We start from the raw sequence: 23,397 nt of genomic DNA, 5'->3' as shown, positions 1-23,397 counted from the left end.
AAATGACAAAAAAAAATACTGTGGAAAACTTTTAAAATCATTTTTCAAGAGAAGATTGTTAATAAATCATTCAAATTTATCTTGAAAAATTAAATAGAAAATTATAAAAAGCTGTATCTTGGCACGTTTAACAAAATGAATATAATTTTAATTTAAATACTTATGTCTGAAGGAGAAAAGTTAATCCCTATTAACATTGAAGATGAAATGAAATCAGCTTACATTGATTATTCAATGTCGGTTATTGTATCTAGAGCGCTTCCAGATGTTAGAGACGGGTTAAAACCAGTACATCGAAGAGTATTATTTGGAATGCATGAGTTAGGAATTCGTTCTAATAGTGCTTATAAAAAATCAGCAAGGATTGTTGGAGAAGTATTAGGTAAGTACCATCCACATGGAGATACATCAGTATATGATGCAATGGTTCGTATGGCTCAAGAGTGGAGTTTACGATATTTAATGGTTGATGGTCAAGGTAACTTTGGATCAGTTGATGGCGATAGTCCAGCAGCAATGCGTTATACCGAAGCAAGAATGCGAAAGATATCGGAAGATATGTTGGCGGATATAGAAAAAGAAACGGTTGATTTTCAATTGAATTTTGATGACTCTTTGGAAGAGCCAAAAGTATTACCTACAAAGGTTCCAACTTTGTTAATTAACGGTGCATCTGGTATTGCAGTAGGTATGGCAACAAATATGCCTCCTCATAATATATCAGAAGTAATAGATGGAACATTAGCTTATATTGATAACAATGATATTGAAATTGATGAGTTAATGCAACATGTAAAAGCACCCGACTTTCCTACAGGAGGTGTTATTTATGGATATGAAGGAGTAAGAGAAGCTTTTAAAACTGGTAGAGGACGTATTGTTATGCGAGCTAAAGCAGGTTTTGAAGAATCAAATAATAGAGAAGCTATTATTGTAACTGAAATTCCATATCAAGTTAATAAAGCCGACATGATTAAAAAAACGGCTGACTTGGTTAATGAGAAAAAAATTGAAGGTATTGCAACTATTCGTGATGAATCGGATAGAAATGGGATGCGAATTGTTTATGAATTAAAAAGAGATGCGGTTCCAAATGTAGTTTTAAATACATTATACAAATATACTCAATTACAATCTTCGTTTAGTGTGAATAATATTGCACTTGTAAATGGAAGACCAGAAATGTTGAATCTTAAAGATTTAATTCATCATTTCGTTGAACATCGTCATGAAGTTGTAATTCGTAGAGCACAATATGAATTAAGAAAAGCAGAAGAAAGAGCACACATATTAGAAGGTTTAATCATTGCTTCTGATAATATTGATGAAGTAATTGCATTAATTCGTTCTTCTAAAGATGGGGAAGAAGCAAGAAATAAATTAATTGAACGATTTAAATTATCGGAAATTCAAGCTCGTGCCATCGTAGAAATGCGTTTACGTCAATTAACAGGACTAGAGCAAGATAAACTTCGTGCTGAATACGATGAGATAATGAAATTAATTACAGGATTGAAAGAATTATTAGCAAGTAAAGAATTGCGAATGGAACTTATCAAAACTGAATTAGCAGAAATTAAAGAGAAGTATGGAGATGAAAGACGTTCAATAATAGAATATGCTGGAGGAGATGTAAGTATTGAAGATCTAATTGCAGATGAACAAGTTGTAGTTACTATATCACATGCAGGTTATATTAAACGTACATCATTGACAGAATATAAAACTCAAAATAGAGGTGGAGTTGGGCAAAAAAGTGCTGCAACAAGAGATCAAGATTTCTTAGAACATTTATTTGTAGCAACAAATCATCAATACTTAATGTATTTTACCCAAAAAGGAAAATGCTATTGGATGAGAGTGTTTGAAATTCCTGAAGGAACAAAAGCAAGCAAAGGAAGAGCTATCCAAAATTTGATTAATATAGAGAAAGATGATAAAGTAAAAGCATTTATCTGTACTAAAGATTTAAAAGATGAAGAATATATTAATAGTCACTATGTGATTATGGCAACTAAACAAGGTCAAGTTAAGAAAACTTCTTTAGAGCAATATTCTCGTCCACGTCAAAATGGAATTAATGCAATTACAATTAAAGAAGACGACGAATTATTAGAAGCAAAATTAACTACAGGAAATAGCCATGTTTTATTAGCAGTAAAATCAGGTAAATTAGTTCGTTTTGAAGAAAGTAAGACGCGTCCAATGGGAAGAACTGCTTCTGGAGTTCGTGGAATCACTTTAGCAGATGAAAAAGATGAAGTGATAGGAATGGTATCAATTGATGAAAAAGATATTAATGATTCTCAAATTTTAGTAGTTACCGAAAATGGTTATGGTAAACGTACAAAATTAGAAGAAGATGGAGAACCAGTTTATAGAGTTACAAATCGTGGTGGAAAAGGTGTTAAAACACTTAATTTAACCGAGAAAACAGGAGCTTTAATTGCTATTAATGCTGTAACAGATGAAGATGATTTAATGATTATTAACAAGTCTGGATTAACTATTAGAATGGAAATTTCAGATTTAAGAGTTATGGGAAGAGCAACTCAAGGAGTTCGCTTAATTAATATTAAAGGGAAAGATTCTATTGCAGCTGTAACGAAAGTTCTTAGAGAAGAAGATGCAGAAGTTGTAGATGCAGAAGAAATTACCAATATAGAGCTTGATTCAACAGAAAACACAGAAACAAATGAATAATTATTTAAAGCCCAAAATGATTAGTTTTGGGCTTTAAAATTAAAAACTATCAAACGAAATGAAATCATTATTTTTAACAGTAGTGTTGTTTGTATCAATGACTACTTTTGCTCAAAAAGATGAGTTAAAAACACTTAAGAAAATTTATTCAAAAGATAAAATCTCTGAAAAAGATTTAGAAAAATATAATGTAGCAATGATATCATTAGAATATCTTGCAAAAGAGAATGCGGATAAAGTATATGCTAAATTTTATAAAATTGCTTATCCTTCTGTAGAATTAACTTTTAAAGGAGAGAAATCAACTATACAGGATAAGATAAATGTGTTTAATCCTGAGTTTATAAAAGAATATGGACAAGCAATAAGTAAAGTTATTGATATTGAAGAAAAATCTGAGGATAAAGAGTTTTATAATAATTTGATTGAACGAAAAAAAGCATTTGCTAATTCAATTAGTGATATTGCATTTAATTATAATGAATTAAATAATTTTAAAGAAGCAAGTGAAATGTTTTATTCTTTGTATCAATTTGATAAAAAGAATAAAGGTAGAGCTCTTGAAAATTCAGCAATTACTTCGTTTCAATCTGGAGATTATAAATATGCAGAAAAAAGATATGAAGAGTTTGTAAATAGTGATTATCTTGAAAATGGAGTTGAACGTTTTGCAACTAGTGTTGCTAATGGAGAAGAGTATTTTTTTGAAACGAAAGAAGAAAGATTAAAATCGATAGCTACAAAACTATATGAAAAGCCTAGGGATGTAAATATGTCTTTGAAAAAAAGTCAAGTATATAAAACATACGCTGCTTTAGTTTTAGAAAATGGAAACACTGAAAAAGCAAAATCTGTTTATGCTAAAGCGAGGAAATTGTTTCCAAATGATGAAGATTTAAAAAGCGATGAATTGAAATTGTATTTTAACCTTGGTTATAATGCTTTAGCTAATGATAAGGATATAGTTGATGAAATTAATTCAAACTTAGATGATAAAGAAAAGTATGATGAATTAATGCAGAAAAGAAAAGAAATGTATAAAGGAGCATTACCTTTTTTTGAAAAGGCTTATGGAATTATGCCGTCTGATGGAGATACTAAAAAAATGCTTGTTTTGTGTTATGAAACATTAGAGATGAAGGATAAAGCAGCGGCTTTAAAATAATAATAATAATAGAATTTATATTTAGATTAGAACTGTGGAGCTAGATTTGGCTTCACAGTTTTTTGTAATAATATGTAGATCTTTTAGTTATGAGTTAATCGTTGATTTTTTATAAAATAAATTAAATCTAAAAAAGTCGTCTAAAAAACTGTTTTAGACGACTTTTAATATTAAGTTGTTTAAACTTTCTTATCTAAATGAAGCTCTTGGTCCTGTAGGAGAAAAAACAGCTAACATTCTGTTTTTTTGTCCATTAGAAAACATATACATTCCTCTGTCATCAGTATAATCCATATAATTCATATACATTTCTAAAGGCGTTCCAGARCATGTACTTCTATGTCCTACAGCAGGAACACCATAATTTGCAGTATTATGTACTGGAGTGTCGCTCACTAAGTCATTTCCACAAGTTGTATCACCCCAAATATGACGTAAATTCATCCAATGTCCYACTTCGTGAGTTCCTGTTCTACCTAAGTTAAAWGGRTAAGTTGCAGTTCCTGTAGTTCCAGTGTATCTAGAATCAGCTACAACACCATCAGTTGCTGATGATCCGCCGGGAAATTGTGCATATCCTAAAATTCCACCACCTATTGTACATATCCAATAGTTTAATTTTGTAGTAGGAGAAGTAGGAGCAATACCACCTGTACTTGTTTTTTTCATRGCATYATTTGTTCCCCAAGATGTTTTAGTAGTAGATTTTCTAATRACTCTATCTAAAACAAARCGRATTCCTACATTAGCTCTTACRCTRCTATATGGRTTRTTWGSAGTRTTATAATCTGAATTTTGAGCATTAAAATCTTTGTTTAATACATCAATTTGAGATTGTAATTGCGCTTGCGAAATATTTTCTGCTGAAGTTCTATAAAGAACATTAAATACAACAGGAATTTCYAATACACCATTTACTATTCTACCTTGAGTAATAGCATCATTAATTTTTGATTCAATTTCTGCCATTCTGCCTGCTAAAGAAGGATCTTCTTCTAGTTGTTTTTCAAGAACATCATGAGAAGCACAACCTCTATGAGTAATTGTATTTGCTTCTGGTGTGTCTGTAATTGCGTTCTCTTCATTGTTACATGAAATCATAAGCAATAAAGCTGCTGCTGATAATAAAACTTTTTTCATAATAACTTGTTTAAATGTTTGTAAATTGTTTGATATTTAGTTGATAACTATACAATATTACTGTTTTTGTGTTTTAAAATCAAAAAAACTGTTAATTTGTTGAAAAAAGTATATTTTTTATGTAATTATTTGAATTTAAAATGATTAAAATGCTTGTTTTATTGTTTTTAATTTATTTTTATAAAGTGAATTTTCAATAAAACTTGTGACAATGAAAGATAGTTTAAAAATTTAAAAGCCATCTAAAAAATGTTTTAGATGGCCTTTGGTTTAATTTGTTATTTTAAATATTTATCTGAATGAAGCCCTTGGTCCTGAAGGAGAAAAAACAGCTAGCATTCTGTCTTTTTGGTCATTAGAAAACATATACATTCCTCTGTCATCAGTATAATCCATATAATTCATATACATTTCTAAAGGAGTTCCAGAACACGTACTTCTATGTCCTACAGCTGGAACACCGTAATTTGCAGTATTATGAGTTGGAGTGTCATTTACTAAATCATTTCCGCAAGTTGTATCACCCCAAATATGACGTAAATTCATCCAGTGACCTACTTCGTGCGTTGCAGTTCTACCTAAGTTAAAAGGATAAGTTGCAGTTCCAGTAGTTCCAGTATATTTTGAATCTAATACAACACCATCAGTTGCTGATGAACCTCCTGGGAATTGTGCATACCCTAATATACCACCTCCAATTGTACAAACCCAAATATTCAATTTTGTAGTAGGAGATGTAGGGTCTATTCCACCTCTTTTTGATTTTTTCATTACGTCTCTAGTTCCCCAAGATGATTTGTTTGTAGATTTTCTATTTACAGCATCAAGTACAAAACGAATCCCTACATTGGCTCTTACATCACTATACGGATTATTTGCAGTGTTGAAATCTGAGTTTTGAGCATTAAAATCTTTATTTAAAACGTCAATTTGAGATTGTAATTGAGCATCTGAAATGTTTTCTGAAGAAGTTCTGTATAAAACATTGAATACAACTGGAATTTCAAGTACTCCATTCACTATTCTTCCTTGTGTTATAGCGTTTTTTGTTTTAAGTTCAATTTCAGCCATTCTACCTGATAAAGTAGGATCTTCTTTTAGTTGTCTGTCAAGAACGTCATGTGAAGCGCATCCTCTATGAGCAATCGCATTTGCTTCTGGAGAATCTGTAACTGTGTTTTCTTCATTGTTACATGAAACCATGAGTAATAAAATTGTAGTTGATAATAAAAAATTTTTCATAATGGTTAATTGTTTTTGATTACTGATGCAATTTTATAACAAAAAAACGTATTATGTTTATTTTTTATGTAAAAATATTAAATAAAAGTTAATTTTTTAATATTTAACATGTAATTTCTGTTTTTTATTAAGATTGTCGGGTAAATTAAGAACTTGTGTGCTTAATTTAAAGAGGGTGGAATGATAAATATCTTAAAAAAAAACCGTTTCAAAACGGTCTCTTTTTTTAAGGTTAATTTTTGAAAGCATAATTTAGAATATTTGCTCCCATTTTTAATGCTTTTTCTCTTACTGAAATAGGATCATTGTGAACTTCTTCATCTTCCCAACCGTCTCCTAAATCTGATTCAAAAGTATAAAGCAATACTAATCTGTTTTCTATAAAGAGACCAAAAGCTTGAGGTTTCTTATTATTGTGTTCATGAATTTTTGGAAGACCATTAGGGAAATTATATGGTGCTTTAAAAATTTCATGACTATTTGGTAATTCAACTAGATTGTTGTTTGGAAATAATTTTTGAATTTCTTTTCTAATAAATTCATCCATTCCATAGTTGTCATCAATATGTAGAAAACCACCAGAAGTTAAATAGTTTTTTAGATTTTCTAAGTCATTTGGACTAAAAACAACATTGCCATGTCCAGTCATGTGAATAAAAGGATATGAAAAAATATCACTACTTCCTGCTTCAACAGTTGCAATTTTATTGTTAATATTTGTATTGATGTTTTGATTACAAAATGTAGCTAAATTAGGTAATGAAGTAGGGTTTGAATACCAGTCTCCACCACCAGAATATTTTAAAACAGCAATTTCCTGTGAGAATCCTATGTTTAAAAAAAATAGAATACTAATAAAAAATATTTTATTCATTGTTTTATTCGTTTATTAAGGCTACTGTATGGCAAGCAACTAATGCAGCGGTTTCTGTTCTTAATCTAGTTTTTCCTAATGTTACAGGTGTAAAATTTTTATGAAGTGCAAGTTGAATTTCTTTTAAAGAAAAATCGCCTTCAGGACCAATTAAAATTACTATTTTTTCATTTGTTTTAATAATATTTTTAAAAGACTTCCTGTCTTGTTCTTCACAATGAGCAATATATTTTATACCTTCAAAATCTTTTTCTAAAAAATCATTAAAGCGGATAGGTTCATTTACTTTTGGAAGATAATATTGTAAAGATTGTTTCATAGCAGACTGTATGATTTTTTCGGCTCTGTCAATCTTGTATACTTTTCTTTCAGAATGTTCACAAATAATAGGAGTGATTTCATGAATTCCAATTTCAGTTGCTTTTTCTAAAAACCATTCAAATCGATCATTTATTTTGGTTGGAGCAACTGCAATATGTAATTGATAATTTGTAGGATTAAAAAATTGAGTTTCAATTATTTTTACTTCACATTTTTTATCAGAAGCAATCGTTATTTCTGAAATGAATAAATAACCTAATCCGTTTGAAATGTGAATAATATCACTTTCTTTTTTTCTTAATACTTTGACAATATGTTTACTCTCTTCTTTGTCGAAAATAAAGTGTTTGTCTTCTTTTTTTATATATGGGTTGTAAAATAATTGCATATTAAAATTCTATTCGAGCTTTAGAAACTGTAGTATTTTTGCTGAAATTATTTTCAAGGAAATTATAATAACCTACAATTCCTATCATGGCAGCATTATCAGTTGTATATTCAAATTTTGGAATATAGGTTTTCCAACCGTATTTTTTTTCAGTTTCTTTTAGTGTTTTTCTTATCCCAGAATTAGCAGAAACACCACCTCCAATTGTTACTTGATTTATTCCTGTTTCTTTTACTGCAATTTTTAGTTTATCCATTAAAATGTCAATTATAGTGTCTTGTATTGAAGCACAAATATCATTTCTATTTTCCTCTATAAAGTTAGGATTAATTGCAGTATTTTTTTGTATAAAATATAAAATTTGTGTTTTTAATCCGCTAAAACTAAAATTTAAACCCTCTACTTTTGGTTTAGTAAATTTAAAAGCTTTTGGGTTTCCTTCTTGTGCATATTTGTCTATTAAAGGTCCACCAGGATAGGGAAGACCTAATATTTTTGCAGACTTATCAAAAGCTTCACCAACAGCATCATCAGTAGTTTCTCCAATAATTTTTAAATCAAAAAAACTGTTTACTTGTACAATTTGAGTATGTCCTCCACTTATTGTAAGTGCTATAAAAGGAAAAGTGGGTTTATCAAATCCTTCTTCATCAATAAAATGGGCTAAAATATGTGCTTTCATGTGGTTTACTGCAATCAAAGGAATGTTTAAAGCCATGCTCATTGATTTTGCGAAAGAGCCTCCTACTAGTAATGAACCCATTAATCCAGGTCCTTGAGTAAAAGAAATACAATTTAGTTCTTCTTTTGAAATTCCTGCTTTTTTTATTGCAACATCTACAACAGGGACAATGTTTTGTTGATGAGCTCTTGAAGCTAACTCAGGAACAACACCTCCATATTCTTTGTGTATAGCTTGTTGAGCTACAATATTTGAGAGAACTTTATCATTACATAATACTGCTGCGGAAGTATCATCGCATGAGCTTTCAATAGCAAGAGTGTATATTTTTTTTTTCATTATTAAAAAAGGCATGAAATTTGAGTTAACGCTATTGTAATTGTCTTACAAAAATGCTTATTTTTGTTGTTAATCCATCAAGTAGCAGTCAACCACGCAAATTTAAACCTTTTTAGAGTATCAAAAAATTAAAAAAAATATTCTTTCGAACATTATTGTTTTTATTGCTTCTTCTTCTAGTGTCGGGCATACTCTTGTCATTACCTCCTGTTCAAACATTTATAGGTAGATATGTAACTGAAAAACTGAATGAAGATTTTGGAACCAATATTAGTATCGATAGAATTGCAATTACGCCTTTTGGTACAGTAAAATTAAGAGAAGTTCTAGTAAGAGACCATCATAAAGATACTTTGTTCTTTATTAAAAGAGTTAATACATCTATTTTAAGTGTAAAAAGTTTATATAATGATGGACATCCATATTTGGGAGATGTTATTTTAGATGGTCTTAATTGCAAAATTACTCAGTATAAGGGAGAAGATTATACCAATATAGATAAGTTTATTGAAGCTTTTGATGATGGTTCTCCTTCATCTGGAAAGTTTAGAATGAAAACTAGTTTAATGGTTGTTCATAATAGTAGATTTAGATATACAAATCAAAATTTAGAAACACCAAAAATTTTAGATTTTCAAAATCTTAATGGACAAATTAAAAAGTTTTTCATTAAAGGTCCAGATGTAACAACTTATATTAAGACACTTTCGTTTAAAGATTATAGAGGATTATCTGTAGAAAACCTTACATCAAATTTTACTTATACTAAAAAAAACATATTATTAGATAATTTAGATTTAACTACGGCAGAATCTGTAATGAAAGGGAAGGTTGAATTAAAATATAAAAGAAAAGATTTTTCAGATTTTAATAATAAAGTGATTTTTGATGTTCAGATGGATAAAGCACATATTTCATCTAATGACTTAAATTATTTTTATAACGAATTTGGAAAAGATAATGTTTTCAATATTGATACGCATCTTTTAGGAACTTTAAATAATTTTACAACACATAAATTAAAGTTAAGTGATAAAAATCATTCTGAAATAAATGGAACTATTAATTTTAAAAATTTGTTTAATAAAAACGAATCTTTTTATATAAATGGAGAGTTTACCAAAATAACATCAGATTATGAAGATTTAAAAGCGATTTTGCCTAATATATTAGGCAAAAGTTTACCTACTTCACTTTCAAAATTAGGAAAAGTTTCACTAAATGGAAATGTAGAATTGACAGATAGCTATATAAATTCAGATGTCTTTATTACGTCTGTTCTAGGAAATATTCAAAGTAATCTTTCAATTCAAGATATGGGAAATATCGATAATGCAACCTATCAAGGAAATGTTATTTTCGATAATTTTAATTTAGGTAAATTTTTAAATGAGAGTGAAATAGGAGAAGTTACGCTTAATTTAGATGTAGATGGAAAAGGATTTAATAAGCAATATTTAAATACTAAAGTAAAAGGTAAAATAGATAAATTTTATTATAATAAATATAATTATCAAAACATTACAGTTGATGGTAAGATGAAAATGCCATACTTTGAGGGTTACTTTAATAGTAATGATCCAAATTTAAAAATGGATTTTGATGGACTTGTTGATTTAGGTTCAAAAGTTAAAAATTATAATTTCAAAGCGCATATTGATTATGTGGATTTACACGCACTACACTTTTCTAAAATTGACACAATTTCTATCTTTAAAGGAAATATATTCTTTTTAGCAAAAGGAAACACATTAGACGATTTAGATGGATCACTAAGAGTTACAAATGTTTCATATCAGAATAATTTAGATAGCTACTTTTTTGATGATTTTGAATTGAATTCAAGTTTTGACTCCGAAAGAATTAGAACTATAACAATTAATTCACCTGATATTATTACAGGTAAAGTAGTAGGGAAATATAAAATTAATCAAGTAAGAAAAATAATAGAAAATGCAGTAGGAAGTTTATATGCAAATTATTCTCCAAACAAATTACAAAAAGGACAGTTTTTAGATTTTAACTTTACAATTTATAATAAAATAGTAGAAATATTCATTCCACAAATTTCGATTTCCGAAAACACGAAAATTAAAGGTAAAATTAATGCCGATTTAGGAAAATTTGACTTTGATTTTAGTTCGCCAAATGTAATAGCTTTCGAAAATAATTTTACAAATATTAAAGTTGATATAGATAATAAAAATCCGTTATATAACACTTATATAGAAATGGATAGTATTCGATCTAAATATTATAAGATATCAAATTTTAATTTGATTAACTTAACAATGAATGATACACTGTTTGTTAGAACAGAGTTTAAAGGAGGAAACAATAATAATGATGATTTCTCTTTGAACTTATATCATACAATAGATGAAAATAAAGAATCTGTAATCGGATTTAAAAAATCTGAGGTTAAGTTTAAGGACTATTTATGGTTTATAAATGAAAAAGAGAATAATGACAATAAAATAGTTTTCGATAAAAGCTTTAAGAATTTTAAATTTCAAAAATTTAGATTATCTCATGAAAATCAGAATATGGATTTCCATGGAGAAATGAGAGATTCAACATATAAAAATTTTAATTTAACATTTAACGATGTCGATTTAAATAAAATAACACCTTCATTAGATAGTATTAGTATTGATGGAAGACTAAATGGATTTGCTAAGTATGAACAAGATAATAATTTTCATAAACCATTGTCAGATATAAGAATTGATAGTCTTAAAATTAATAAATATCCTGTTGGCGATTTATATGTTCTTGTTGAAGGAAATGAAAATTTAAATAGATTTGGAGTAGATTCTTATATTGTTCAAAGAGGAGATGAAAGATTCTATTTAAACGGAAATATAGAATATAACGATAAAAAATCAGTGTTAAATATGGATGCAGGTTTTAATGCTTTTGATTTAGCACCATTTGGTTCATTGATAGGAAATGTCCTCACAGATATAAGAGGAGATGCAACAGGTAATGCCACAATTAGAGGATTGATTACAAAACCAGAGATTGATGGAAGATTGTATTTAAATAATGCAGGACTAAATGCACCTTATCTAAATGTTGATTATAATTTTGAAAAAAATGCTATTGTAGATGTAACAGAACGTGAATTTCTATTTAGAAGTATTGCTATTACAGATACAAAATTTAATACGCAAGGAATTTTAAATGGTTATGTAAAGCATAATGCTTTTTCAGATTGGGAATTAAACCTTGAATTAAAATCAGATAATATTTTAGGATTAAATACAAAAGATTCTGAAGATGCATATTATTATGGAACTGCTTTTATGAAAGGAAAAGCAAACATAAGCGGACCAGTAGAATCATTATTAGTAAAAGTTGTTGGAGAATCAGAGAAAGGAACATCTATAAAAATACCAGTGAGTAATTCAGAAGATGTAGGACAAAAAGCGTATATGACTTTTATAAGAGAAGAAGATTTAAATAAAACATCAATTGATAAATTAAGAAAAAACAAATACAATGGTATTGAATTAGATTTAGATTTTGATATTGATACAGATGCAGAAATCGAAGTAATCCTAGATAGAGAATCAGGGCATGCTATGAAAGGCAGAGGATATGGATCTATGAAAATGGAAATAAATACTCTAGGTAAGTTTTTAATGTATGGAGATTTCCAAGTTCAAGAAGGAGAATATAATTTTAAAAAAGCAGGACTATTTGATAAAAAATTCTATGTTAAAAAAGGAAGTACTATAAGATGGGAAGGAGATCCATTAGGAGCAATTTTAAATCTTGAAGCGATCTATGAAACTCAAGCAAATCCATCTGTGTTAATTGAAAGCTCATCTTTTAATACTAATAGAAAATTACCTACAGAAGTATCTATTATAATTAATGGAAGTTTAAGTAATCCTGAACCAGATTTTAATATTAATTTTCCAACAGTAAGTAGTGTTCTTAAAAGTGAAATAGATTATCGATTGCAGAATAAAGATGTACGTCAAAATCAAGCATTTGCTTTATTAGCATTTGGATCTTTTACAACTCCTGAAAATGCTGGAAATGTAGCTTATGGATCATTATTTGAAACAGCAAGTTCATTATTTAATGATATCTTCTCGGATCAAGATGCAAAATTACAAGTAGGTGTAGATTATAGCCAAGGAGACAGAATTAATCAAATATCAGATAGAGTAGGACTTACATTGAGTACACAAATTAATGATAAAATTTCTATAAATGGAAAAGTAGGAGTTCCAGTAGGTGGTGTAACAGAATCAGTACTAGTTGGAGACGTAGAAATTCAAATGCAATTAAATGAAGATGGTTCATTGAGAGCAAGAGTATTTAATAGAGAAAATGATATTAATTATATAGGAGAAGGAATTGGTTACACACAAGGAATTGGTTTAAATTATTCCGTAGATTTCGATACATTTAAAGAATTGATTAGAGAGATTTTTAAAAAAAATAAAAAGAAAAAAACAGAAAATAATTCTTCAAACGATTTTCCAGATTCTGATATAGATCCAGAATTTTTAGAATCAATTAATAACAGAAGAAATAAAATTCAAAAAGCTCCAGAAGATCAAAAAGTTCCAGAAATAGATTAATTTACTGTTTTTTATATTAAAAACTAAAAAGTTATTAACGAAAACGATTGAATTTTAGTATTAAATTCAATAACTGTTAAAAATAGTTACAAATTCCATTTTCCTTTTCTAAATTTACAATAAATAAATAATAAATGACATCAAACATTAAAAAGATAGGTGTCCTCACATCTGGAGGAGATTCACCAGGAATGAATGCAGCAATACGCTCAGTTGTAAGAACCTGTGCGTTTCACAATATAGAATGTTTAGGTATATATAGAGGCTATCAAGGTATGATTGAAGGCGATTTTAAAGAATTAGGACCTAGATCTGTTAATAATATAATTAACAAAGGAGGAACCATTTTAAAATCAGCTAGATCAAAAGAATTCATGACAGTTGAAGGAAGGAAAAAAGCCCATGAGAGCCTTATTAAAGCAGGAGTAAATGCATTAGTAGTAATTGGTGGAGATGGATCATTTACAGGAGCAGAAGTATTTAATAGTGAATATAATTTTCCTGTAATGGGAATTCCAGGAACCATTGATAATGATATTTTTGGTACAAGTCATACATTAGGATATGATACAGCATTAAACACAGTAGTAGAAGTAATAGATAAAATTAGAGATACTGCCAGTTCACATAACCGTTTATTTTTTGTTGAGGTAATGGGAAGAGATGCAGGACATATTGCTTTAAATACAGGAATTGGAGCTGGAGCAGAAGAAATTCTTATTCCTGAAGAAGATTTAGGACTAGAAAGACTATTAGAATCATTAAAAAGAAGTAAAGAATCAGGTAAATCTTCAAGTATTGTTGTCGTAGCCGAAGGAGACAAAATAGGAAAGAATGTATTCGAACTAAAAGATTATGTAGAAGAAAATTTACCAGAATATGATGTTAGAGTATCTGTTTTAGGTCACATGCAAAGAGGAGGATCACCATCATGTTTTGATAGAGTATTAGCTTCAAGATTAGGCGTAAAAGCAGTCGAATCTATATTAGATGGAAAATCTAATTTCATGGTTGGATTATTAAACGATAAAGTAGCCCTAACACCATTAGAGCAAGCTATAAAAGGCCATACGGCAATAGATACAGAATTATTAAGAGTGTCAGATATAATGACAACATAAAAAATCACATAAAAAGTACAAAATAAATATATAAATATGTCAAAAATAAAATTAGGAATAAACGGATTCGGAAGAATTGGAAGAATAGTATTTAGAGAATCAATAAATAGAGATAATATAGAAGTAGTAGCTATTAACGATTTATTAAATGTAGATCATTTAGCTTATTTATTAAAATATGATTCAGTTCATGGTCGTTTTAATGGTAAAGTAGAAGTTAAAGACGGACAATTATATGTTAATGATAAATATATTCGAGTAACAGCCGAAAAAGATCCAGCACAATTAAAATGGGATGACGCAAATATAGATGTAGACGTAGTTGCAGAATGTACAGGAATTTTCACAACACTTGAAAAAGCACAATTACATATAGATGGTGGAGCAAAAAAAGTAGTCATTTCAGCACCATCTGCCGATGCTCCTATGTTTGTAATTGGAGTTAATCATGATAAAGTAAAAGCGTCAGATAAAATAGTCTCAAATGCATCATGTACAACGAATTGTTTAGCTCCTTTAGCAAAAGTAATTAATGATAATTTTGGAATTGTAGAAGCATTAATGACAACGGTTCACGCAACAACAGCAACACAATTAACAGTAGATGGACCTTCTAAAAAAGATTTTCGTGGAGGAAGAGCAGCTTTATTAAACATTATTCCAGCTTCAACAGGAGCAGCAAAAGCAGTAGGAAAAGTAATTCCAGAATTAAACGGAAAATTAACAGGAATGTCAATGCGTGTGCCAACAGCAGATGTCTCATGTGTAGATTTAACAGTTAAAGTGGCAAAAGAAACAACTTATGATGAAATAATGGCTGTTTTCAAAAAAGCATCAGAAAATGAATTAAAAGGAATCATAGGATATACAGAAGATTTAGTAGTTTCACAAGACTTTGTTTCAGATTCACGTACATCAATTATTGATGCAAACGCAGGAATCGGATTAAATTCTACATTCTTTAAAATAGTATCATGGTATGATAATGAATATGGATATTCATCAAAATTATTAGATTTAGCAGCACATGTAATGGCTGTAAAATAAAATGAATACAACAAAAATCTTACTTAATCCTTATATTTAAGTAAGATTTTTTATTTAAAGCAATTTCCTGCTTTCGCCAGTCGCTTTTTATTTTTAACTTTCAGCCAAAATAAAAGAGCTCCAACAATGGCTCTATCAGGGCTAATTACATAATAAAACTAAAAAAATGAAACTACTTGTAGATAGTGGCTCCACAAAAGCCGATTGGATAGCTATTGACGATAATGGAAAAGTTATTTTTACCACGCAATCTTTAGGGCTAAATCCAGAAGTATTAACTAAAGAAGAAGTTATCGCTAGATTAGAGAATAAATTTGATATTTCTCATAATAAATTAAAAGCAACTCATTTATACTTTTATGGAGCAGGCTGTGGAACAGATAGAATGAAAAACTTTTTAGCAACAGTTTTTGAGGACTATTTTTCAAATGCAATAGTTTCTGTACATGAAGATACTTATGCAGCCGTTTATGCTACTACACCTAAAAACGAAAAAGCAATTGTTTGTATATTAGGAACAGGATCAAATTGTAGTTATTTTGACGGACAAGTACTGCATCAAAAAGTACAATCATTAGGTTACATTGCAATGGATGATTGTAGTGGAAATCGTTTTGGAAGACACTTAATAAGAGGTTATTATTTTAATAACATGCCATTAGAAATGGCAAAAGAATTTGAAAAAGAGTTTAATGTAGATCCAGACTTTATCAAAGCTAACTTATATAAAGAACCAAATCCAAATGCTTATTTGGCAACATTTGCAAAATTTTTAATAAAACATAAAGATACAGATTTTTGTAAAAAATTTATAAAAGAAGAATTACAAGAATTTATAGAAAATTATATCATGCAATTTGAAAATTGCAAAGAAATTCCAGTTCATTTTGTAGGCTCAATCGCTTTTTATTTAAAAGATGAACTTACTGAAATGCTGAAAAAATATGGAATTAGTATAGGTAATGTATTAAGAAGACCTATTGACGGTTTAATAGCATATCACATTTTAAATAAATAAATTTTACCACGTATAAACGTGGTTTTTTTACCTTTGAATTATGGGAAAACAATTTGAAATAGCAGTTATTGCTCACGATGGGAAAAAAGCCGACATGGTACAATTTCTAAACAAGAATAAAAATATCTTATTAGCTGAAAATATAAAACTAATAGCAACAGGAACTACAGGCGGCAGAGTAGAAAGCGTAGGAATTAAAGTAAAAAAAATGCTTTCAGGTCCATTAGGAGGAGATGCTCAAATTGCGGCTAGAGTAGCAGAAGGTAAAACTAAAATGGTTCTATTTTTTAAAGACCCAAACTCAAGTCATGCACATGAACCCGATATTTCTATGTTAATTCGTATTTGCGATGTCCACAATATTCCATTAGCAACAAATGAAGCGACAGCTCAACTTTTGTTATTAGGATTAGATGAAATAAAAAATAGATAATAAATTTAAAATAAAATCTACTCAGCATTCTTTATTTTTTGCATTTTATTCAATCTATAGCTATGTAATAATACCGCAAATAATAGAACCAATTAATAATAGGAAGTGTACCTAAAAGTATGTCATAAATAATATATGCAGTACTGGCTAATAAAAAATCTTAATCTTTTTCTCCATTAAGTGGAAACATAGATAATAGATTTATTATTAATCCAGACCTAATTAAGTCAGTAAAAAATAATGTCATATTATTGCTTACTATAAAAAGGCTGTATCTAATGTTATTTCAAATAAACAAATAGGCACATTATGATAATGAGTTGGTAATTTTTCAGAATTTCCAATTTCAGTTATATCTATAAACTTAAAACCATTTTTCACATACATTGTTATTAATCCAGGATTTATTCCAGCAGTATCTAAACGTAATTTGCTTTTTTTATTTTGAACTCCAAATTCTTTAGCCCAATTAATAACCTTAGAAATAACGTTTTGTCCTCTAAATTTTGGATTTGTAGCTATTCTATGAAGATAAACGCTAGGAGTAAGATTTTTTTCTCCCCATATTTCTGGATCAGAAAAAGTAGTTACCCAAACACAAGCAATTTCATTATCAATAACTAATTTCCATTGTCTGTTTTCTATAATTTCCATTTCAATAATTTCTTTTGCTAAAATTTGCCATGGTAAACCTTTTTTGTTTTTTTGATAAGCTATTGCTTCATCATATAATCTTCTGATATCTTCAATGTCATTTACAGTACTATTTTGTATTTTCATTATATTTCTAAATTATTTATAACGCAAAATTATAGGTTTAATATTGATTATTTTGCGCAAAATATGTACTATATCACAATAAAAAATGTAATTTTAAAAGCTAAATGATTAAATTATGCGTTTATTGGATGAGTATGATAAAAAAATATTAAGTTTTCTTCAAAAAAACAATAAAATCACAACAGAAGAACTTAGCCATAAAATCAATTTGAGCCAAAGTGCTATTCAAAGAAGAATAACAAAAATGCGTAATGAAAATGTTATTCAAGCTGATATTTCTATAATTTCTCCTGAAGCAATAGGTATTGGAATAACATGTATCATTGATGTTATATTATATGAAGGAAATTCAAAAGCAATAGATGAGTTTAAAATTGCGATGAAAAGTTGCAAAGAAGTTTCACAATGTTATTATGTAACAGGAACGTATGATTTTGTATTAATCACTCACACAAAAGATATGCGACATTTTGAAGAGTTTCAAAAAATACACCTTATGGATAACAAAAATCTAAAGCATTTTTACACTCATGTGGTAATGGATAATGTGAAAATGGATTATGGTGTAATAGTATAAAATTAAAAAATTTGGAATTATAATATTAATGTACTTCAATAGAATCTTTTAAAATTTGAATTTCTTCTTTAGGATTTTTAATTCTAATGTTAATTTTTTTATACTCCCATTTTGTTCCATTTTTATCAGCAATAATGTCTATTTTCCCTTTTCTTTTACTGCCTTCTATTCTTAGCGATAGTGCTACCGAACTATTGTTGTTGGAATAAATAGCATCTCCTTCAATAAAGGCTAGTTTATCAATTGGTTTAATATCTCCAATTATTTCTAAAACTCTTTCATTTGATCTAGCTTTTTCAATTGCTTTTTCATAAAGAGAATTATCAGAATACGCTTGAGCAATATCAGTTGCATTTCCATCAATACTCAATGCTAAGAAGAGTCCAGTTAAAATAGAGAAAAGTAGTGTTGGTAAAAACCATTTCCAATTTCTTTTCCACCAGTTTTGTTCAATAATTAATTGATTATTCATTACTACTTTTTTTAAATTATTACTATAAAAAAATCCTATCAATTTTTATGATAGGATTCAATTTTATATTCTTATTCCATGATTATTTAATTGCTAACATTGAAATTTCAACATTAACATTTTTTGGTAAGCATGCTACTTGTACTGTTTCTCTTGCTGGCGCTGTTTTCTCATCAAAATAACGACCATAAATACCATTTATTTTAGCAAAATCATTCATATCACTAATAAAAATAGTCGATTTTACTACATTTTCAAATGTCATTTCAGCAGCTTCTAAAACAGCTTTCATATTTTCCATTACTTGTTTAGTTTCAGTTTCAATATTATCTAAAACTAATTCACCATTTGCGGGATTAATAGCAATTTGCCCTGAAGTATATAGTGTGTTTCCTACTAAAACAGCTTGATTGTATGGGCCAATAGGAGCTGGAGCTTTGTCTGTAAAAATTATTTTTTTCATAAGAATACTTTTTATAAATAAATATTGTTCATTTTTAAGTATGGAAAATTACCTAAAAACTCTATCTGGTAATTGACGTTTTTCCCATTTAATGTCACTAAGAACAGAAGAACTTATTCCGATAAAGAAACCCCAATAACTATTTGTTCCATAAGGAACCCAGTTAAAACTCATTCTCCAACTTTCCAAATCTCTTTCAAAACGTAGTTGTGTAAAAGTGACTCCTTTTTGTTTAAAATCATATCCAGAAGAGAATCCAACTTTCCATCTAGGAGCCATTTCAATATTTCCAGACATCATTAAAGAATGTGATCCAATCTCATTTTCTCTATTTCGATTATTATATGTAACAGAATACGCTAAGTTTAAATCCCAAGGCAGTTTGGTATTATACCATTCATCGCTTGTGTCTTCATCTTCATCTTCGTCATCTTTGTTAAAAAGACTTTCTCTATTATCATTTAGATTTGAACCAATACCAAATAGATCGTCTTGTCTACCACCATTTTGAGCGGTCTGATTAGAAGCGTTAGTATTACCTTTATTATTAAAATCAGTACTTGAAAAAGCATAATTAACCGTCATGTTTGCACTGGTCATTCTGAATAAACTTCCACCATTATCAATATTAAAACGCTCAATTCTTGTTCCTGAGTTATCAATTGCATACGGATCTAGAGTAGTAGCAAAATTGACATTCATTTTTTGTTTGAATAATAATGTACCACCACTTACTCTTAATGGAGCTAAAGCTAAAGAATCGGCTGCTAAATTATATGTTGTTGCAATGTTTAAACTATTTAAAAGCATTACTTTTTTAGGCTTTCCGGTGGTGCTTTCATCATCTCTAACTTTTGCTTCAAAGGAATTGCTAAGAGAGAAACCAACACTACTTGCATAAACTTTCCCTGGAGCTCCAAAAAGTCCACCTTCAAAACGAGTATAATCACTCATTGTATTTCCAGTTGCATCTATAGCATAAGTGTCATAGTATTTTTCAAAACTTGGAGCATAACTATAAGATATATTTGGTCTCATGACATGTCTTATGGCTTGAATTTTTTTATCTTCCCCAAAGTCAAATGTTCCATAAATGGTAGTTCCTAAATTAGCACTGAAATTATAAGTTCTAAATGCATCAAACCCTTTAACATCTTCAGTAATTATTTTGTTTTCAGAAGAACTAAAAGACTTTTCTACAGTATTTAAAGTCCATACTTCATTGTAATTTGCACTAGTTGTAACACTAAAATGGTTGAGCAATTTAAAGTTTGTACTAATTGGAATAGAGTGTTGAAAACCTGTTTTAGCATCTCTAAACATTTGAGGTTTAAAGAAAAGAGAATCTGCGGTTGTAATTCTATTTTCTCCTCTTAAATTGTATTGGAAATTAATATTCTTAAAAAAACCTTTCTTAATTCCGTCTTTTGGAGCAAAAGGAAAAATACGATCAACACTAGCTTGTAGAGTTGGTAAAGTCATATTAATTAATTCTGTATTTGTGTTTTGATTATGTGTTGCAGATAATGAAAAGTTAATTTGTGGTATCGTTTGGAATGTTTTTGAATAAGATATAGACGAACTTAAGTTGTTATTTAAACTAGAACCAACATTAGCTAAATTAACAGATTGTCTAAAATATTGACTACTTCCAAGGTTTACAGATGCTGAAAAACGAGAATTTGCAGCAGCTTTTGCATCTTGGCTATGCGACCACTGAATGTTGTATTGAGATGATCTTAGATAATCAGGTAATCCTTTCTCGCTCTGAATATTGTTTTCAAGTCTAAAATTAACGCGTCCATTATATTTATAACGTTTAGCATAGCTACTTTCAAAACGCAAACCATAACTACCATTTGTGTAATAATCACCTAAAATTGCTAAGTCATAATAATCACTAAGTGCAAAATAATAACCACCATTTTGTAGAAAATAACCTTGTTGATTAGATTGACCAGGAGTTGGAACAATAAAACCAGAAGTACTTTCTTCTGTCATAGGAAAATAAGAAAAAGGCAAGAATAAAGGAGTTGGAACATCTGCTATATACAAATTAGTAAATCCAGCTACTACTTTTTTCTTTGGAACAAATTTTACCTTTCTAACTAAAAAATAATATTCAGGATCAAGAACATTTTTAGAAGTAGTTATTCTTGCATTCTTTAAAAAGTAAACAGAATCATTCTCTCTTTTAGACTTTTCAGCTAAAATATTCATTTCTCCTTGCTTTGTTTTAGAATTCCAAACTAAAGCTTTTTTTGTTTTAAAATTAAATCGAATAGAATCAGGTTCAATAATGTTTTCTCCTTGTTTAAAAACAGGATACTGAGTGTAATTTCCTAAACTATCTTTTATTCTACCAGCATAAACCTCATTCTTTTCATAATTTAGAATAATTATCCCAGCTTTTAATTCAATATCAGTATAGTATAACTCGGCCTCATTATAAAGTGTAAGTTCTTTTGTTTTTTGATTAGCCTTTTCATAATCTTTTGCTTTTCGCTTAACAATTCCTTCAAGTAAAGGTTTCTTTTTAATACTGTCATTTTTTATAGTAATCTCTTCAGGATTATTATTGGTCGTTTTTTTAACGGAATCATTAACAATGATTGCTCCACTTTCATTTAACTGAACAGTTTTTTTCCCAGATTCAAAAGTTTTTTTTGTCTTTATTTCTTGAGAATAGATAGTCGTTTTTCCAGTTATTAGAAAAAGGACTAAAAAAACGATATAAAATAACTTTGTATGCAACACTAATAATAGTATTTTTGTATAAATTTGGCTCACTTTTTGAAGTGTCAAACTTACATATATTTTTTTGCAAAAATAAGTTTTTAATAAAATTATAACGATGCTAAACAAAACAAGTTGTTTTCTAAAAATAAAAAATAAATTTAAAGTACTAGTAATTATTGTATTAGTACTTCAAAGTATGATGGTTTTTTCTCAATCAAAATCAAAATTTAAAGTAGTTTTAGATGCTGGTCATGGAGGAAAAGATTATGGAAATGTACATCATGGATTTGTTGAAAAAAAGATTGCTTTAGCAGTGACATTAAAAGTTGGTGAGTATTTAAGTAAAGATTCAGATTTCGACTTTGTATATTCAAGGAAAACAGATGTTTTTGTTGAATTAAAAGATAGAGCAATTAACGCCAATAAAGAAGATGCAGATTTATTTGTATCAATTCATTGTAACGCAGCAAAAAACTATTCAGCATTTGGAACAGAAACTTTCGTTATGGGATTAAGTAGAAGTACAACAAACTTAGAAGTAGCAAAAAATGAAAATTCTGTAATTCTTTTAGAAGATGATTACAAAGAAAATTATAAAGGATTTGACCCAAATAGACCAGAATCTTTAATTGGACTTAAAATTTTACAAGAAGAATATTTAAATCAAAGTATTGAATTAGCTGCTTTTGTTGAAGATAATTTTAAAAATGGATTAAGTAAGAAAAGTAGAGGAGTAAAGCAAGCACCTTTATGGGTTTTAGACGCATCTTATATGCCTGGTGTCTTAATTGAAATAGGTTTTTTGTCAAATAAAGTAGAAGGGACTTATTTAAATACAGAAACAGGTCAGAATGAAATTGCAAAAGCCATTGCAGATGCAATTCTATCTTATAAAAAAGATTACTTTAAAGTTTCATCAACAGGTAATGTTCCTAAAACCGTACAAACAGAGGTTAAAAAAGTGGAAGGGAATACATCAGCTGCTAGTGAAATAAAAGAAATAAAATCTAAAATTGAATTTAAAGTTCAAATATCAGCAAGTAATTCAAATATAAAAACAGTCCCTTCAAACTTTAAAGGATTGAAAGATATTAGTGTGGAACATGTAGGAAAACTATATAAATATTTTTACGGAAATGAATCATCTTATGATGAAGCTAAAAAAAGAGTAGAAGAAGCAAAAGCAAAAGGCTATAAATCTGCTTTTGTTGTTGCTTATAAAGATGGAGTAAAAATTAACCTATCTGATGCGATTAAATAAAATAAAGTTTTATTTTTGTTAAAAATAATTT

The 23,397-nt window shown here is 28.6% G+C and carries 18 protein-coding genes; 9 read left to right on the top strand and 9 right to left on the bottom strand.

Annotation, left to right across the window (positions count from 1 at the left end; genetic code table 11):
• Positions 1 to 162 precede the first annotated feature (162 nt).
• A complete protein-coding gene (gene gyrA, locus SY27_RS14880; protein ID WP_045971711.1) occupies positions 163 to 2,703 on the top strand; it encodes a DNA gyrase subunit A in 2,541 nt (846 codons plus the stop codon).
• Positions 2,704 to 2,761: 58 nt separating this feature from the next.
• Entirely contained in the window at positions 2,762 to 3,868 is a 1,107-nt protein-coding gene (locus SY27_RS14875; protein WP_152640773.1) for a lipopolysaccharide assembly protein LapB, read from the top strand.
• 189 nt (positions 3,869 to 4,057) lie between these two features.
• Here SY27_RS14875 and SY27_RS14870 read toward each other — a convergent pair whose 3' ends face one another.
• The 5 genes from SY27_RS14870 to tsaD form a co-directional block, all read right to left on the bottom strand.
• Positions 4,058 to 5,008 carry a zinc metalloprotease gene (locus SY27_RS14870; protein WP_045971707.1) on the bottom strand — a complete coding sequence of 317 codons (951 nt, stop codon included), beginning with the start codon at positions 5,006 to 5,008 and terminating at the stop codon, positions 4,058 to 4,060.
• A gap of 291 nt (positions 5,009 to 5,299) precedes the next feature.
• Entirely contained in the window at positions 5,300 to 6,250 is a 951-nt protein-coding gene (locus SY27_RS14865; RefSeq protein WP_045971705.1) for a zinc metalloprotease, read from the bottom strand.
• Positions 6,251 to 6,482: 232 nt separating this feature from the next.
• On the bottom strand, positions 6,483 to 7,124 hold the full coding sequence (locus SY27_RS14860; RefSeq protein ID WP_045971703.1) for a DUF4159 domain-containing protein: 642 nt from the start codon (positions 7,122 to 7,124) through the stop codon (positions 6,483 to 6,485).
• 4 nt (positions 7,125 to 7,128) lie between these two features.
• Positions 7,129 to 7,833: a 16S rRNA (uracil(1498)-N(3))-methyltransferase gene (locus SY27_RS14855; protein WP_045971701.1), complete on the bottom strand. Its 705-nt coding sequence runs from the start codon at positions 7,831 to 7,833 to the stop codon at positions 7,129 to 7,131.
• A gap of 1 nt (position 7,834) precedes the next feature.
• Positions 7,835 to 8,854 (bottom strand): tRNA (adenosine(37)-N6)-threonylcarbamoyltransferase complex transferase subunit TsaD, encoded by a 1,020-nt coding sequence (tsaD, locus tag SY27_RS14850; protein WP_045971871.1) that lies wholly within the window; start codon positions 8,852 to 8,854, stop codon positions 7,835 to 7,837.
• Positions 8,855 to 9,033: 179 nt separating this feature from the next.
• Here tsaD and SY27_RS14845 point away from each other — a divergent pair, with 179 nt between their 5' ends.
• The 5 genes from SY27_RS14845 to SY27_RS14825 all read left to right on the top strand — a co-directional run bounded on the left by SY27_RS14845 (position 9,034) and on the right by SY27_RS14825 (position 17,074).
• Positions 9,034 to 13,455: a translocation/assembly module TamB domain-containing protein gene (locus SY27_RS14845; protein WP_082084373.1), complete on the top strand. Its 4,422-nt coding sequence runs from the start codon at positions 9,034 to 9,036 to the stop codon at positions 13,453 to 13,455.
• Between the two features lie 134 nt (positions 13,456 to 13,589).
• Positions 13,590 to 14,576 carry a 6-phosphofructokinase gene (gene pfkA, locus SY27_RS14840; protein ID WP_045971698.1) on the top strand — a complete coding sequence of 329 codons (987 nt, stop codon included), beginning with the start codon at positions 13,590 to 13,592 and terminating at the stop codon, positions 14,574 to 14,576.
• Positions 14,577 to 14,612: 36 nt separating this feature from the next.
• On the top strand, positions 14,613 to 15,623 hold the full coding sequence (gap, locus tag SY27_RS14835) for a type I glyceraldehyde-3-phosphate dehydrogenase (RefSeq protein WP_045971696.1): 1,011 nt from the start codon (positions 14,613 to 14,615) through the stop codon (positions 15,621 to 15,623).
• Positions 15,624 to 15,789: 166 nt separating this feature from the next.
• A complete protein-coding gene (locus SY27_RS14830; RefSeq protein ID WP_045971694.1) occupies positions 15,790 to 16,641 on the top strand; it encodes an N-acetylglucosamine kinase in 852 nt (283 codons plus the stop codon).
• A gap of 40 nt (positions 16,642 to 16,681) precedes the next feature.
• Positions 16,682 to 17,074, top strand: a complete 393-nt coding sequence (locus SY27_RS14825) for a methylglyoxal synthase (protein ID WP_045971691.1) — start codon at positions 16,682 to 16,684, stop codon at positions 17,072 to 17,074.
• A 258-nt stretch (positions 17,075 to 17,332) separates the two neighbouring features.
• Here SY27_RS14825 and SY27_RS14820 read toward each other — a convergent pair whose 3' ends face one another.
• The gene (locus SY27_RS14820) at positions 17,333 to 17,854 is read right to left on the bottom strand and encodes a GNAT family N-acetyltransferase (RefSeq protein ID WP_045971689.1); all 522 of its coding nucleotides are present in this window, start codon (positions 17,852 to 17,854) and stop codon (positions 17,333 to 17,335) included.
• A 115-nt stretch (positions 17,855 to 17,969) separates the two neighbouring features.
• Here SY27_RS14820 and SY27_RS14815 point away from each other — a divergent pair, with 115 nt between their 5' ends.
• Positions 17,970 to 18,431, top strand: a complete 462-nt coding sequence (locus tag SY27_RS14815; protein ID WP_045971687.1) for an Lrp/AsnC family transcriptional regulator — start codon at positions 17,970 to 17,972, stop codon at positions 18,429 to 18,431.
• A 25-nt stretch (positions 18,432 to 18,456) separates the two neighbouring features.
• Here SY27_RS14815 and SY27_RS14810 read toward each other — a convergent pair whose 3' ends face one another.
• The 3 genes from SY27_RS14810 to SY27_RS14800 all read right to left on the bottom strand — a co-directional run bounded on the left by SY27_RS14810 (position 18,457) and on the right by SY27_RS14800 (position 22,156).
• A complete protein-coding gene (locus SY27_RS14810) occupies positions 18,457 to 18,903 on the bottom strand; it encodes a cytochrome c oxidase assembly factor Coa1 family protein (protein WP_045971685.1) in 447 nt (148 codons plus the stop codon).
• Between the two features lie 82 nt (positions 18,904 to 18,985).
• Positions 18,986 to 19,366 (bottom strand): RidA family protein, encoded by a 381-nt coding sequence (locus tag SY27_RS14805; protein ID WP_045971684.1) that lies wholly within the window; start codon positions 19,364 to 19,366, stop codon positions 18,986 to 18,988.
• Between the two features lie 48 nt (positions 19,367 to 19,414).
• A complete protein-coding gene (locus SY27_RS14800) occupies positions 19,415 to 22,156 on the bottom strand; it encodes a putative LPS assembly protein LptD (protein ID WP_235270996.1) in 2,742 nt (913 codons plus the stop codon).
• 64 nt (positions 22,157 to 22,220) lie between these two features.
• On the opposite strand from SY27_RS14800, the gene SY27_RS14795 reads away from it, so the two are divergent.
• Positions 22,221 to 23,366 carry an N-acetylmuramoyl-L-alanine amidase gene (locus tag SY27_RS14795; RefSeq protein WP_082084372.1) on the top strand — a complete coding sequence of 382 codons (1,146 nt, stop codon included), beginning with the start codon at positions 22,221 to 22,223 and terminating at the stop codon, positions 23,364 to 23,366.
• Positions 23,367 to 23,397 lie beyond the last annotated feature (31 nt).

This window comes from Flavobacterium sp. 316 (assembly GCF_000967805.1).
GTDB classification, from domain to species: domain Bacteria; phylum Bacteroidota; class Bacteroidia; order Flavobacteriales; family Flavobacteriaceae; genus Flavobacterium; species Flavobacterium sediminilitoris.
This window is presented reverse-complemented; position numbering and strand designations above follow the sequence as displayed.

Excerpts from the sequence above, each read along its gene's own strand:
- SY27_RS14875 (WP_152640773.1), top strand. The coding sequence starts at position 2,762 with ATGAAATCATTATTTTTAACAGTAGTGTTGTTTGTATCAATGACTACT.
- SY27_RS14865 (WP_045971705.1), bottom strand. The coding sequence starts at position 6,250 with ATGAAAAATTTTTTATTATCAACTACAATTTTATTACTCATGGTTTCA.
- pfkA (WP_045971698.1), top strand. The coding sequence starts at position 13,590 with ATGACATCAAACATTAAAAAGATAGGTGTCCTCACATCTGGAGGAGAT.
- SY27_RS14860 (WP_045971703.1), bottom strand. The coding sequence starts at position 7,124 with ATGAATAAAATATTTTTTATTAGTATTCTATTTTTTTTAAACATAGGA.
- SY27_RS14805 (WP_045971684.1), bottom strand. The coding sequence starts at position 19,366 with ATGAAAAAAATAATTTTTACAGACAAAGCTCCAGCTCCTATTGGCCCA.
- SY27_RS14855 (WP_045971701.1), bottom strand. The coding sequence starts at position 7,833 with ATGCAATTATTTTACAACCCATATATAAAAAAAGAAGACAAACACTTT.
- SY27_RS14830 (WP_045971694.1), top strand. The coding sequence starts at position 15,790 with ATGAAACTACTTGTAGATAGTGGCTCCACAAAAGCCGATTGGATAGCT.
- SY27_RS14825 (WP_045971691.1), top strand. The coding sequence starts at position 16,682 with ATGGGAAAACAATTTGAAATAGCAGTTATTGCTCACGATGGGAAAAAA.
- tsaD (WP_045971871.1), bottom strand. The coding sequence starts at position 8,854 with ATGAAAAAAAAAATATACACTCTTGCTATTGAAAGCTCATGCGATGAT.
- gap (WP_045971696.1), top strand. The coding sequence starts at position 14,613 with ATGTCAAAAATAAAATTAGGAATAAACGGATTCGGAAGAATTGGAAGA.
- SY27_RS14820 (WP_045971689.1), bottom strand. The coding sequence starts at position 17,854 with ATGAAAATACAAAATAGTACTGTAAATGACATTGAAGATATCAGAAGA.
- gyrA (WP_045971711.1), top strand. The coding sequence starts at position 163 with ATGTCTGAAGGAGAAAAGTTAATCCCTATTAACATTGAAGATGAAATG.
- SY27_RS14795 (WP_082084372.1), top strand. The coding sequence starts at position 22,221 with ATGCTAAACAAAACAAGTTGTTTTCTAAAAATAAAAAATAAATTTAAA.
- SY27_RS14810 (WP_045971685.1), bottom strand. The coding sequence starts at position 18,903 with ATGAATAATCAATTAATTATTGAACAAAACTGGTGGAAAAGAAATTGG.
- SY27_RS14815 (WP_045971687.1), top strand. The coding sequence starts at position 17,970 with ATGCGTTTATTGGATGAGTATGATAAAAAAATATTAAGTTTTCTTCAA.